Source organism: Cupriavidus sp. NPDC089707 (genome assembly GCF_044748965.1).
Lineage (GTDB): Bacteria > Pseudomonadota > Gammaproteobacteria > Burkholderiales > Burkholderiaceae > Cupriavidus.
Genome location: NZ_JBIVHB010000004.1, coordinates 101267 through 114092, shown reverse-complemented (window position 1 = coordinate 114092; position 12826 = coordinate 101267). Strand labels below are relative to the sequence as shown.

Genomic DNA, 12826 nt, shown 5'->3' with positions numbered 1-12826 from the left:
GATAGCGGCCAATTTCCGGTAGAATGCGCCCCTTCACAGACAGGTACGTGTGATTTTATGAAAACCACCTTCCTGGATTTTGAGCAGCCCATTGCCGAGCTCGAGGCAAAAATCGAAGAACTGCGCTTCGTGCAGGACGATTCGGCTGTCGATATTTCCGAAGAGATTTCGCGGCTGGCCGGCAAGAGCCAGCAGCTGACCAAAGACATCTATGCCAGCCTGACCCCGTGGCAGGTTGCGCAAATCGCCCGCCATCCCCAGCGTCCCTACACGCTGGACTACGTGCGCGAGATCTTCACCGATTTTCACGAACTGCACGGCGACCGCAATTTTGCCGACGACCTGTCTATCGTCGGCGGCCTGGCGCGCTTCAACGGCCAGGCGTGCATGGTGATCGGCCACCAGAAGGGCCGTGACACGAAAGAGCGCGCCCTGCGCAATTTCGGCATGCCCAAGCCCGAGGGCTATCGCAAGGCCAAGCGGCTGATGGAACTGGCCGACAAGTTCGGCTTGCCGATCTTCACCTTCGTCGACACCCCGGGCGCATTCCCCGGCATCGACGCGGAAGAGCGCGGCCAGTCCGAGGCCATCGGCCACAACCTGTACGTGATGGCCGGCCTGAAGGTGCCCCTGATCGCCACCATCATCGGTGAAGGCGGTTCGGGCGGCGCGCTGGCGATCGCCGTGGGCGACGTGGTGCAGATGCTCCAGTTCGCCACCTATGCGGTGATCTCGCCGGAAGGTTGCGCCTCGATCCTGTGGAAGACCGCCGAGAAGGCCCCGGAAGCCGCCGAGGCGCTGGGCCTGACCGCGCACCGCCTGAAGGCGCTGGGCCTGATCGACAAGATCGTCAACGAGCCGCTCGGTGGCGCGCACCGCGATCACAAGGCCATGGCGGCGCTGCTCAAGCGCACGCTGGCCGAGTCGCTGCGCCAGTTCCAGGGCATGAGCGTGAAGGAGCTGCAGGCGCGCCGCTACGAGCGCCTGCTGGCCTATGGCAAGTTCAAGGAAACCGGCGCCCCGGAATGATCCGTCCGCCCGGCTGACCGACAAGGTCGCACAGGCCCTGCAGGGCGGTGCGGCCTTTGTTGTTTCTGGAGAAGGCGCGCCGGTGATCGCGGTGGCGCTGTCGGGCGGTCGGGATTCAGTCGCGCTGCTGCATGCCGCGTGCGCCGCCACGCAGGGCACGGCGGCGCGCGTGGTGGCGCTGCACGTGCATCACGGCCTGCAGGATGCCGCCGACGAATGGGACCGCTTCTGCGAGGCGTTGTGCGCGCAGTGGCAGGTCGGCTATTTCGTGCGCCGGGTCGCGGTACAGCGGGCGGCGGGCGAGGGCGTGGAAGCTGCCGCGCGCCGCGCGCGCTATGCCGCGCTGGCGGCGATGTGCGCCGACAGCGGGGCGCGCCTGCTGCTGTTCGCGCATCACCAGGACGACCAGGTCGAGACCGTGCTGCTGCGGCTGTTTCGCGGCGCGGGCGTGGCTGGCATGGCCGGCATGCCAGCCATGCGGCGGCTCGATGCGCACAGCGGCGTAATGCTGCTGCGGCCGTGGCTGGACGTGAGCCGCGACGAGATCGATGTCTACTGCGCTGCCAATGCGCTGCGCTGGATCGACGATCCTTCCAATGCCGACGCCCGCTATGCCCGCAACGCCCTGCGTGCACACCTGCCGGCGCTGGTGTCGGCCTTTCCCGCGCTGCGCGCCAGCGTGGTCCAGGCCGCCGCGCATTTCGCGCAGGCCAGCGAGCTGATCGACCAACTGGCCGCCGCCGCGTTGGCGCAACTGGCGCATCCGGGCCGCGACGCCGATACGCTGGCCGAACTCGACCTTGCCGGCTTGCGCGCGCTGCCGGCGGCGCAGGCCGATGCGGTGCTGCGGCTATGGCTGCGCGACCTCGGCACGCGCGCGCCATCGACCGCACGGCTTGCGGCGATGCGCGCGCAACTGGTCGCGCACAAGGGCGGCGAGCCTGCCATCGCCCATGACGGCCTGGTTCTTCGCCGCTTCCGCGACCGCGTGCTGGCGTGCACCCCGCCGCCGGCGCAACCTCCCGAAACCGTGTCGCTCGACTGGCGTGGCGAGGATCGCATCGTCGTGCCTGCATGGCGCGGCGAACTGCGCTTCTTCCGCGACGACAGCTTCGGCGTGCCGGAAGCCGTGCTGCGCCAGCCGCTGCGGCTGGCGCCTCGTTCTGGCGGCGAACGGCTGGTGCTGCATCCCGGCGGGCCGGCGCGCGCGCTCAAGCAAGCCTGCCAGGAGGCTGGCATCCCGGCCTGGCGCCGGGCGTGGCTGCCGCTGCTGTGGGCAGGCGACACCCTCGTGCTTGCCGCCGGACTTGGCATGCACCGCCGCTGGCCGGCTGAGGCGGCACCGCGCTGGCGCGTCGAATGGCATGCGCAGCCACCGCAAGTGCCGGGCGCGCCGCGCTGAGCGCCGCCGCCGTGGCGGCGAGCCGCCGCGTGGATCACATCGGGAACGCTGCAAACCTCGGCTTCGCCTTGCCTGATAAGCCTTGTTCGTGTATTTTCGAAAGCTTTGCACAATCGCTGGCGTCGACAAGAAGATGGCTCTCATCGTTCACAAATACGGCGGCACTTCGATGGGTTCCACGGAACGCATCAAGAATGTCGCCAAGCGCGTTGCCAAGTGGCACCGCGCCGGTCACCGCGTAGTCGTGGTGCCTTCGGCCATGTCGGGCGAGACCAATCGCCTGCTGGGACTCGCCAAGGAAATTTCGCCGCAGCCGAATCCGCGTGAACTGGACATGCTCGCCTCCACCGGCGAACAGGCCAGCGTGGCGCTGCTGGCAATCGCCCTGCACGGCGAGAACATCGACGCGGTCAGCTACACCGGCTGGCAAGTGCCGGTGAAGACCGACTCCTCGTACACCAAGGCGCGTATCGAATCGATCGATGACGAGCGCATCCTCGGCGACCTCGACGCCGGCCGCGTGGTTGTGATCACCGGCTTCCAGGGCATCGACGACGACGGCAACATCACCACGCTGGGCCGCGGCGGCTCGGACACCTCGGCCGTGGCCATCGCCGCCGCGATCGAGGCCGACGAGTGCCTGATCTACACCGACGTCGACGGCGTGTACACCACCGATCCGCGCGTGGTCGAGGACGCCCGCCGCCTGGACCAGATCACCTTCGAGGAAATGCTGGAAATGGCCAGCCTCGGTTCCAAGGTGCTGCAGATCCGCTCGGTGGAGTTCGCCGGCAAGTACCGCGTGAAGACCCGCGTGCTGTCGTCGCTGACCGACCCGCTTATGCCGCTCGAGCAGGAAATGCACTCGGGCACGCTGATCACTTTTGAGGAAGAGTCTGAAATGGAAGCAGCCGTCATCTCCGGCATCGCCTTTGCCCGTGACGAGGCCAAGATCACCGTTCTGGGCGTGCCAGACAAGCCGGGCATCGCCTACCAGATCCTGGGCCCGATCGCCGACGCCAACATCGACGTCGACATGATCATCCAGAACCAGTCCGTCGACGGCAAGACCGACTTCACCTTCACCGTGCCGCGCGCCGACTACCAGCGCGCGCTGGCGATCCTGGATGACGGCGTGAAGACGCATATCGGCGCCGGCAGCGTGTCGGGCGACCCGAAGGTGTCGAAGGTCTCGGTGGTGGGCGTTGGCATGCGCTCGCACGTGGGCATCGCCAGTAAGATGTTCCGCACGCTGTCGGAAGAGGGCATCAACATCCAGATGATCTCCACCTCGGAAATCAAGATCTCGGTGCTGATCGACGAGAAGTACATGGAACTGGCCGTGCGCGCCCTGCACAAGGCCTTCGAACTGGAACAGGCGTGATCCGTTCGTAAGCTTTTCTGGCTGCGCTGCAGATTTTGTGTTGAGTCATCGATTTTTCGTTGACCAACCCGCGCGGCGCCGCTAGAATACGCGCTTCGTTGTGTGGCTCCCTCGCACAACGCAAGTTTGGGAGACGTGGCCGAGAGGTCGAAGGCACTCCCCTGCTAAGGGAGCATCTGGGCCAAAACCTGGATCGAGGGTTCGAATCCCTCCGTCTCCGCCAGCAATGGCGGCGAACCCCGGAAGATCGCGGTCTTCCGGGGTTTTGTTTTTTTGTGGCGGGGTTCAGGCGGTACACCATGCCGCGCAGGTGTTACACCGGTACCTGTGAGACCCCGAATGGCAACGAGCATCCAGCTTCGCGGCAGCGTCTACTAGTTTCGCCGCAAAATCCCAGCCCGGCTCCGTGGCCCGACGATACCGACTTCCTAGAGATAGGCGGGAAGCTGATCCGGTTCCGCGCAGGCCCCGCTCCTGCGACCCGGCAAGTCACGCGAGCAGAGATTGAGGCGGCTGAACTGGCTGACCATGAAGCAGCCGGGCTGCACATAGCGGACGAGTACGCCGAAGAAGCGGTCGAGGAAGAAGTGGACAAGCTAATGCGCGTTCTCGGCATCGTGGAGCGCCGCAGGGCTGAGGCCGTGCATGGGCTATCCCCCCGCCGTAAAGGCCGCCATAGCCCCGCAGAATGCGTCCACGGGCCAGACCGGCAAGGTGAAGCCTGCGCCCTCAGGTCAAACACTCGAATTTGTCATCCCATTGCCGCAGCGCGACAGGCAGCCCACGGCCAAGACCGTCGATGCTGTTACCCGCGCAGTTCGGGAAGCCAAAGATCCGGACATTCACACGATCACCCGACAGGGCATCATTGCCTTGCGCGACGGTTGGATTGCGGCGGGAAACAGTGTCGCCACCACGAACAAGAAGATTGGTTTCGTCCGTCGGATGTTGGGTATCGCCAAGGGACGGGGCCTGATCGAGGGCAACCCCGCCGAGGGCGAAGAGCTACCGCCGCCGAAGCAGGCCGTCGAACTGCGGAGAGCGGGTCTCCGGGGCGTATGGAGCCGGGGATGGCCTACCGCCAAGCCGGCTGATTCAGGCTATAGAACAGCTTTCTGTGAAACTGCCAATGCAACCGGGGTAAGACAAGTGAAATTTGAGGCGTTCGCCTATCTCAACATCGATCATCCCGTGACCGCGTGGGCGACGGCGCTCGGGCGCATTGAGTCTGCTGATCAAACGGCACGGGCAACGGGGCAGCGTCCTTTATCCCTTTGTATGGCATCGATGCTTCACTCTGAAGACTATGTGCGACTCCAAAATGAGTGGTTGATTGAGGCTATAAGGGTGGAGTGCTTTCCAAATGCTGTTTCCAGACTTACTGGTCTATTTGTGTTTGACGACGCGGAGAGCGCACTTGCTGTTCTTTCTGCCGATTGGGGCGGGCACTTCAGCGACGATTATTTGGCCGATCTCGACGTGACTCCAAGTCGGCCGCCAACGCGCCTTGACTCAAACTGGATTACATACGCTCCCTTGGTACGAAAGACAGGAGCACTAGACACGCGGGACTTAAACTGGATCAAACACTATTGGGCTGGCGAGAAATACCCTCACGCCCCAACTCCAGTATGGGAGGTGTTGGTAGATGGTATTGCGACAATCAGGCAATCTGCACTGACGGAGCAAGCCTACAGCCGAGCAATGCAAGCGTTTCCCGAGTCCGAATTCTATTTGCTGACGGGGCGCATGGCGGCTCGGGCAGGCGAAAACGCGGGTCAAGTGTGTGCGTGGATGCTGGAACACAGCGACGCTCTGGAAGTATGCTTCGCATTGAATGAAGGGCCTTTGCATTATTCGGAAACAATAAAGCGACTGATAGATGTAGCCACCGCTGCCGAGATTCAAAGGCTGCATCAGACCCCCGAGCAGTTTCGATTGCCCGATCTCTGTCACTTGTTTGTTTTCCTTTCTAAAACCCTGCCCAAAAATTGATCGGCATTTCTGCGGGGCCATTGCGCCATCGCGCCCGCTCATACGACCCCATAGGCCCCCATAGGCCCCGTGCCGCGCACGCGCCAATTGGACGGCGGGCACCCGCATGAAATGACCGCCCCGGGTTTAGTGGAGACTCCAATTCTTGAGAGAATAGAGCCCATGAGCAGCTTCGTACTGGATGCCGGTGAGACAAAGTACGTGCGCTGCTCGCAGTTGCTGGGGCTGATGGTCGGCTGGGTGGTGCTGGAACTGGAAACACCGGAATAGGCAAAGGAGGAGCTGGCGTCGCTGAGCTACACCGGCGACCAGGTGAAGGCCGCGGCAAAGTAAGACGGATTGACTTAGCCGAGTTGCCGACTGGATCTGGTTGGCGGCGCAGATTCGTCGCAAGCCCTCGTAGTGTGGGCCGGGTCGGGCGGCCGCCACGCCTGTACCCGGAAGCCGTACCGGTTAAGACGCAGGCAGCTCGTGCGCCAGCACGCTCTCCAGTTGCGCCCTCACCAGCCCCAATAGACAAAACGCACAAAAGCACGCTTCCGACCGCTCGCTGTGCTGCTCCAGCAGGGCAAGCACCCCTTCAATACTGGCTGACACCGCCTCAAGACTGTACCGCGCCGTGGATAGATCGATTTCCGACATAGGCCCTCCTATCGTTGGATGAAGGTCCGCCGCGCGACGTTAGGGGAGGGCGGCGGGCCTGACGACGAGGGTGGAAACCGGTGTCACAGCCATTGCCGGTCAGCCTTGCGGCTGCCTCATCCGGCCCGCCATAGATGGCTCGCCCGTATAGGCGAGAACGGTCGTCTGGAACGACCGTCCGGCTGCTGACATTCGGGTTTCCACACCCGGTCACCGTTGTGCGATGACCGTGCCAGTCTCCCGCGTCAGCGCCAGCAATGCGATAGGACACTTCGCATTCCCATACGGACGCCGCATCCTGCCGGACCCTCGCCCGCTAGCAAATAGGCAAACGCCTAAACTACCCATCTTCCCATCCATCAATGTGCTCAATTGAGCGCATCGTTTGGCGGCCTGCGTGGAGCGATCCGGCTATGCAATCGGTGGCGCTGCCGCATAGCGGTCGAAGAGGGTAACCCAAGAGCCGTACACCGCTACGTGCAATTGTCCCGATACGCCTGCTGCAGCTGCTTGCGCGTCTTGTCGCGTTCGATCTTGGGAATGGTGCGGCCCTGCGCGGTCTGCGTGCCAGGGCCGGATGACTGGTAGGAGCGCTGCTTCGACATGGCGTTGTACTGCTCTTCCAGTGCCTCGCATTTGGTGCGCCTGGCTTCGTCGGGGTCCGGCGTGTACGCCGAGGGCGGGCGGTAGGGGTTGGTGCCTTCCTGCACGGCGTCCGAGATGGCACCGGCGGCGCCCGGTGCCGGGGATTGCTGTGCCAGGGCCGCCGTGGCACTGCCCAATGCCAGCAAGCCGGTCACCAGCCATCTTGTCGATATCGGCATCTTGTCCCTCCCCGGTTGCAAGGCAGCCAGCAGCTGCCCCGAAAACCATCATATGTGCCATGTCCGGAAATGCCAGAATCCAATGGCGCTGGCGTCGGCTGGCCGGACCTGCTTGGCGGGGGTAGAGAAGGGCCGTCGCACGCCGCCACACCGCGATTTGCGTTCCGGCCTTGCCTGCCATAAACCTAGATCAGGGACGCGCCTGCAAAGGCCTCCAGGACTTCAGGAGACGTCAATGAGTGTGCTGATGCTTTCGAACGTCGATATGGAAACCACCGACGACGAGATCCGCGATTTCCTCATGCGCTACGGCTTCCCGGCGTTCGACGAAATCGAGCGCCTGCCGGGAGATGGCTCGCGCCCGGCGGTGGCGGTGCATTTCAACGCGGTGGAGGATGCCGCGCTGCGGATGCTGCAGCCGCGCATCAATCATCTGTTCTGGAATAAGCGCCAGGTTGACGCAATGGTGCTCACCGAGCGCTTCGAATAGGCGGGAAAGGAGGCGGGGAGGAGCGCCTGCGGGAGCGATGTCCCGCAGGCTGCAGGCTGGGCCTGCCGGATGCCGGTGCTCAGCCGACGAAGGCCTTTTCCAGCACGAAATGGCCCGGCTCGCTCATATTGCCTTCCTCGAAGCCGCGCTCCTCCAGCATGACGCGGATTTCCTTGAGCATGTCGGGGCTGCCGCACAGCATCAGGCGGTCGTTCTCGGTCGAGAACGAGGGCAAGCCCAGGCGCTCGAACATCTCGCCCGACTCGATCAGTTCGGTAATGCGGCCGCGCGTGTGGAAGTCCTCTCGGGTGACCGTGGGGAAATAAACCAGCTTCTCGCGCACCATCTCGCCCAGGTACTCGTGCTCGGGCAGGTGTTCGTTCAGCAGCTGCTGGTAGGCCAGCTCCTCGACAAAGCGGCAAGTGTGGGTCAGCACGATCTTGTCGTACCGCGCATACACCTCGGGATCGCGGATGATCGACAGGAACGGGGCCAGGCCGGTGCCGGTGGCCAGCAGCCACAGGGTCTTGCCGGGCAGCAGGTTTTCAACCAGCAAGGTTCCGGTCGGCTTCTTGCCGACAAAAATCTGGTCGCCTTCGCGCAGGTGCTGCAGGCGCGACGTCAGCGGGCCATCCGGCACCTTGATGCTGAAGAATTCCAGGGTTTCTTCATAGTTGGCGCTGGCAATGCTGTAGGCACGCAGCAGCGGGCGGCCGTTGACTTCCAGGCCGACCATGGCGAACTGGCCGTTTTCGAAGCGGAAACCCGGGTCGCGCGTGCAGGTGAAGCTGAATAGCGTGTCGGTCCAGTGGTGGACGGAAAGGATGGATTGCTGGTAGAGGTTGCTCATCGAAGGAAACGCCAAGGCCCGCGGGCAAGCCGCCGGGAAGGATGGTGGCCGGACATGTGCGCCTGTCGGCGGTTACCGGCTAGGCGGCGGATCACGGGAAAGCAATGATCCACTTCGTCGCGTATTGTAAAACGGCAGCGGCGGACATGCCCGGGCCGCGTCGAGGGAACCCCGCCCGGGATAGGGTTATGCGCAGCGATGAAATGCGAAATTTCAATTCTGAAATTCGTATGCCGGTTCGGCAGCACGGAATCTTGCTGAATCAACGGAATCCGGCTTGGCCCGCTTTTTGCGGTTCGAGACCCGCCGCCCGTCCAGCCGTCGTGCCGGCAAAGCTGCCGTGACCCGACGATCGCATTGCGTTGCAGGGCAGGCGCCCCTTGGCCTTGAACAGGAATGCACCGCGATGTACTACGGAACCAATGCAGCCGGCGCAGCTGGCGCAGATGGCCACGCGCTTGCCGCAGACGCCAGCCAGCCACGTGCCCGCCGCCACCATGAGGATGGTTGCGGCGGCAAGCCGACGCAACAGCGTACCAACTGGGCCTGGGCCGTCGTGGCCAGGCACGACGACTGGATGGATTCACACACCCCGTTTGCGCAGTTTGCGCATTTCGACTAGCCGCCGGCCACGGCACCAGCCGTGGCGCTGTCCCTTCGAATGACCCGAGGCCTTGCGCGCCATGAACTACGCTCCCATCAAATCGCTGCTGATTGCCAACCGTTCCGAGATCGCGATCCGCGTCATGCGGGCCGCGGCCGAGATGAACATCCGGACCGTGGCGATCTATTCCAAGGAAGACCGCCTAGCCCTCCATCGCTTCAAGGCTGACGAGAGCTACCTGGTCGGCGAGGGCAAGAAACCGCTGGCGGCCTATCTCGATATCGACGACATCCTGCGCATCGCGCGCCATGCGAAGGTCGATGCGATCCATCCGGGCTATGGCTTCCTGTCGGAAAATCCGGACTTCGCGCAGGCCGTGATCGATGCCGGCATCCGCTGGATCGGCCCGTCGCCCGAGGTCATGCGCAAGCTCGGCAACAAGGTGGCCGCGCGCAACGCGGCGATCGAGGCCGGCGTGCCGGTAATGCCGGCCACCGACCCGCTGCCGCATGACCTGGAAACCTGCAAGCGGCTGGCTGCGGGCATTGGCTATCCGCTGATGCTCAAGGCGAGTTGGGGCGGCGGCGGGCGCGGCATGCGCATCCTGGAGAGCGAACAGGACCTGGAAGGCTCGCTGGCAGCGGCGCGGCGCGAAGCGCTGGCCGCGTTCGGCAACGACGAGGTCTATGTCGAGAAGCTGGTGCGCAACGCGCGCCACGTCGAAGTGCAGGCGCTCGGCGACACGCATGGCAACCTGGTGCACCTGTACGAGCGCGACTGTACCGTGCAGCGCCGCAACCAGAAGGTGGTGGAGCGCGCGCCCGCGCCGTACCTTGACGACGCCGGCCGTACTGAGCTGTGCGAGGCGGCGATGCGGCTGATGCGCGCGGTCGGGTATTCCCATGCCGGCACGGTCGAGTTCCTGATGGATGCCGATTCCGGCCAGTTCTACTTCATCGAAGTCAATCCACGCATCCAGGTCGAGCACACAGTCACCGAGATGGTCACCGGGGTCGATATCGTCAAGGCGCAGATCCGGATCACGGAAGGCGGCTATATCGGCATGACCGAGAACACGCGCAATGAAAACGGCGACATCGTCGTGCGCGCCGCGGGCGTACCGGTCCAGCAGGATATCCATCTGAACGGCCACGCGCTGCAGTGCCGGATCACGACCGAAGACCCGGAGAACGGCTTCCTGCCTGACTACGGCCGGCTTACCGCGTATCGCAGCGCCGCCGGCTTCGGCGTGCGGCTGGACGCCGGCACCGCTTATGGCGGCGCGGTGATCACGCCGTACTACGATTCGCTGCTGGTCAAGGTCACCACCTGGGCGCCGACCGCACCCGAGTCGATCCGTCGCATGGACCGCGCGCTGCGCGAGTTCCGGATCCGCGGCGTGGCGTCCAACCTGCAGTTCCTCGAGAATGTGATCAACCATCCCGCGTTCCGCGCCGGCGATGTGACCACGCGCTTTATCGACAAGACGCCGGAACTGCTGGCGTTTGCCAAGCGCCTGGACCGCGCCACCAAGCTGCTGCGCTACCTGGGCGAGATCAGCGTCAACGGGCACACGGAAATGACCGGCCGGACGCTGCCGCCGTTGCCGCTGCCGCAGCCGGTGCTGCCCGCCGTCGACAACAGCAGGCCGCTGCCTTACGGCACGCGCGATCGCCTGCTTGAGCTTGGCGCCGAGAAGTTCTCGAAGTGGATGCTCGAGCAGAAGCAGGTGCTGCTGACCGACACCACCATGCGCGACGCGCACCAGTCGCTGTTCGCCACGCGCATGCGCACCGCCGACATGTTGCCGATCGCGCCGTTCTATGCGCGCGAGCTGTCGCAGCTGTTCTCGCTGGAATGCTGGGGCGGCGCCACCTTCGACGTGGCGCTGCGCTTCCTGAAGGAAGACCCGTGGCAGCGCCTGGAGCAATTGCGCGAGCGCGTGCCGAACGTGCTGTTCCAGATGCTGCTGCGCGGCTCCAATGCGGTCGGCTACACCAACTATGCCGACAACGTGGTGCGCTTCTTCGTGCGCCAGGCGGCCAGCGCGGGGGTTGACGTGTTCCGCGTGTTCGATTCGCTCAACTGGGTGCGCAACATGCGCGTGGCGATCGATGCCGTGCGCGAAAGCGGCGCGCTGTGCGAAGGCGCGATCTGCTACACCGGCGACCTGTTCGACCCGAAGCGCTCGAAGTACGACCTGAAGTACTACGTCGGCATCGCGCGCGAGCTGCAGCAGGCCGGCGTCAATGTGCTGGGCATCAAGGACATGGCGGGCATTTGCCGTCCGCAGGCGGCAGCCGCGCTGGTCAAGGCGCTCAAGGAAGAGACCGGGCTACCAGTGCATTTCCACACGCACGACACCAGCGGTATCTCGGCCGCGTCGGCGCTGGCCGCGATCGAGGCCGGCTGCGATGCGGTGGACGGCGCGCTCGATGCGATGAGCGGGCTGACCTCGCAGCCCAACCTGTCGAGCATCGCCGCGGCGCTGGCCGGCACCGAGCGCGATCCTGGCCTGAGCCTGGAGCGGCTGCACGAAGCCTCGATGTACTGGGAAGGGGTGCGCCGTTACTACGCGCCGTTCGAATCCGAGATCCGCGCCGGCACCGCCGACGTGTACCGCCACGAGATGCCCGGCGGCCAGTACACCAACCTGCGCGAGCAGGCGCGCTCGCTCGGCATCGAGCATCGCTGGACCGAGGTGTCGCAGGCGTATGCCGAGGTCAACCAGATGTTCGGCGACATCGTCAAGGTGACGCCGACCTCCAAGGTGGTCGGCGACCTGGCCCTGATGATGGTGGCCAATGACATGAGCGCCGCGGATGTGTGCGATCCGGCCAAGGAAATCGCGTTCCCCGAGTCGGTGGTGTCGCTGTTCAAGGGCGAACTGGGCTTCCCGCCCGACGGTTTCCCGGCGGAGTTGTCGCGCAAGGTGCTGCGCGGCGAACCGCCCGCGCCATACCGGCCCGGCGACCAGATCCCGCCGGTCGACCTCGATGCCGCGCGTGCCGCCGCGGAAGCGGCCTGCGAGGAGCCGCTCGATGACCGCCAGCTGGCGTCGTACCTGATGTACCCGAAGCAGGCCGTGGACTACCACGCGCATGTGCGCAACTACAGCGATACCTCGGTGGTGCCGACGCCGGCATTCCTGTACGGCCTGCAGCCTCAGGAAGAAGTGGCCATCGACATCGCCGCGGGCAAGACGCTGCTGGTTTCGCTGCAAGGCACGCACCCCGATGCCGAAGAGGGCCGCATCAAGGTCCAGTTCGAGCTGAACGGGCAATCGCGCACCGCGCTGGTCGAGCAGCGCAGCACCACGCAAGCGGCATCCGCGCGCCAGAGCCGTCCGGTGGCCGAGCCCGACAATCCGCTGCATATCGCGGCGCCGATGCCGGGCTCGATCGTGACCGTGGCGGTGCAGCCGGGTCAGCGCGTGGCGGCGGGCACGACGCTGCTGGCGCTGGAGGCGATGAAGATGGAAACCCATATCGCCGCCGACCGCGACTGCGAGATCGCCGTGGTGCATGTGAAGCAGGGCGACCGGGTGGCGGCGAAAGACCTGCTGATCGAGCTGAAGCCGGCGGGATGACGTGGCCGGCGCCGCTG

10 protein-coding genes and 1 tRNA gene are annotated in these 12826 nt (G+C 64.7%); 8 read left to right on the top strand and 3 right to left on the bottom strand.

Going from position 1 to position 12826, the window contains the following annotated elements:
* Positions 1-57: 57 nt before the first annotated feature.
* The 5 genes from ACIP1U_RS09070 to ACIP1U_RS09050 all read left to right on the top strand — a co-directional run bounded on the left by ACIP1U_RS09070 (position 58) and on the right by ACIP1U_RS09050 (position 5810).
* On the top strand, positions 58-1029 hold the full coding sequence (locus ACIP1U_RS09070; RefSeq protein ID WP_400314107.1) for an acetyl-CoA carboxylase carboxyltransferase subunit alpha: 972 nt from the start codon (positions 58-60) through the stop codon (positions 1027-1029).
* Entirely contained in the window at positions 995-2431 is a 1437-nt protein-coding gene (gene tilS / locus ACIP1U_RS09065; RefSeq protein WP_400314106.1) for a tRNA lysidine(34) synthetase TilS, read from the top strand. Before ACIP1U_RS09070 ends, tilS begins: the two co-directional genes overlap by 35 nt.
* A gap of 133 nt (positions 2432-2564) precedes the next feature.
* Positions 2565-3815 (top strand): aspartate kinase, encoded by a 1251-nt coding sequence (locus ACIP1U_RS09060; RefSeq protein WP_063238703.1) that lies wholly within the window; start codon positions 2565-2567, stop codon positions 3813-3815.
* Between the two features lie 129 nt (positions 3816-3944).
* A tRNA-Ser gene (locus ACIP1U_RS09055) sits at positions 3945-4038 on the top strand.
* Positions 4039-4460: 422 nt separating this feature from the next.
* On the top strand, positions 4461-5810 hold the full coding sequence (locus ACIP1U_RS09050) for a hypothetical protein (protein WP_400314104.1): 1350 nt from the start codon (positions 4461-4463) through the stop codon (positions 5808-5810).
* Between the two features lie 453 nt (positions 5811-6263).
* Here the strand turns inward: ACIP1U_RS09050 and ACIP1U_RS09045 are convergent, their stop codons facing one another.
* A complete protein-coding gene (locus tag ACIP1U_RS09045) occupies positions 6264-6452 on the bottom strand; it encodes a hypothetical protein (protein ID WP_400314102.1) in 189 nt (62 codons plus the stop codon).
* A 473-nt stretch (positions 6453-6925) separates the two neighbouring features.
* Positions 6926-7276 carry a hypothetical protein gene (locus ACIP1U_RS09040; RefSeq protein WP_400314101.1) on the bottom strand — a complete coding sequence of 117 codons (351 nt, stop codon included), beginning with the start codon at positions 7274-7276 and terminating at the stop codon, positions 6926-6928.
* 235 nt (positions 7277-7511) lie between these two features.
* On the opposite strand from ACIP1U_RS09040, the gene ACIP1U_RS09035 reads away from it, so the two are divergent.
* Entirely contained in the window at positions 7512-7766 is a 255-nt protein-coding gene (locus ACIP1U_RS09035; RefSeq protein ID WP_400314099.1) for an RNA-binding protein, read from the top strand.
* A 79-nt stretch (positions 7767-7845) separates the two neighbouring features.
* Here the strand turns inward: ACIP1U_RS09035 and ACIP1U_RS09030 are convergent, their stop codons facing one another.
* Positions 7846-8616 (bottom strand): ferredoxin--NADP reductase, encoded by a 771-nt coding sequence (locus ACIP1U_RS09030; RefSeq protein ID WP_400314097.1) that lies wholly within the window; start codon positions 8614-8616, stop codon positions 7846-7848.
* 406 nt (positions 8617-9022) lie between these two features.
* Between ACIP1U_RS09030 and ACIP1U_RS09025 the strand changes: the two genes are divergently transcribed.
* Together ACIP1U_RS09025 and ACIP1U_RS09020 are read left to right on the top strand one after the other, a co-directional pair.
* Entirely contained in the window at positions 9023-9238 is a 216-nt protein-coding gene (locus ACIP1U_RS09025) for a hypothetical protein (RefSeq protein WP_400314095.1), read from the top strand.
* Positions 9239-9299: 61 nt separating this feature from the next.
* Positions 9300-12809: a pyruvate carboxylase gene (locus ACIP1U_RS09020; RefSeq protein WP_400314093.1), complete on the top strand. Its 3510-nt coding sequence runs from the start codon at positions 9300-9302 to the stop codon at positions 12807-12809.
* Positions 12810-12826: the final 17 nt, after the last annotated feature.

Coding starts and splice junctions, on each gene's coding strand:
- ACIP1U_RS09070 (WP_400314107.1), top strand. CDS start 58: ATGAAAACCACCTTCCTGGATTTTGAGCAGCCCATTGCCGAGCTCGAG.
- tilS (WP_400314106.1), top strand. CDS start 995: ATGGCAAGTTCAAGGAAACCGGCGCCCCGGAATGATCCGTCCGCCCGG.
- ACIP1U_RS09060 (WP_063238703.1), top strand. CDS start 2,565: ATGGCTCTCATCGTTCACAAATACGGCGGCACTTCGATGGGTTCCACG.
- ACIP1U_RS09050 (WP_400314104.1), top strand. CDS start 4,461: ATGGGCTATCCCCCCGCCGTAAAGGCCGCCATAGCCCCGCAGAATGCG.
- ACIP1U_RS09045 (WP_400314102.1), bottom strand. CDS start 6,452: ATGTCGGAAATCGATCTATCCACGGCGCGGTACAGTCTTGAGGCGGTG.
- ACIP1U_RS09040 (WP_400314101.1), bottom strand. CDS start 7,276: ATGCCGATATCGACAAGATGGCTGGTGACCGGCTTGCTGGCATTGGGC.
- ACIP1U_RS09035 (WP_400314099.1), top strand. CDS start 7,512: ATGAGTGTGCTGATGCTTTCGAACGTCGATATGGAAACCACCGACGAC.
- ACIP1U_RS09030 (WP_400314097.1), bottom strand. CDS start 8,616: ATGAGCAACCTCTACCAGCAATCCATCCTTTCCGTCCACCACTGGACC.
- ACIP1U_RS09025 (WP_400314095.1), top strand. CDS start 9,023: ATGTACTACGGAACCAATGCAGCCGGCGCAGCTGGCGCAGATGGCCAC.
- ACIP1U_RS09020 (WP_400314093.1), top strand. CDS start 9,300: ATGAACTACGCTCCCATCAAATCGCTGCTGATTGCCAACCGTTCCGAG.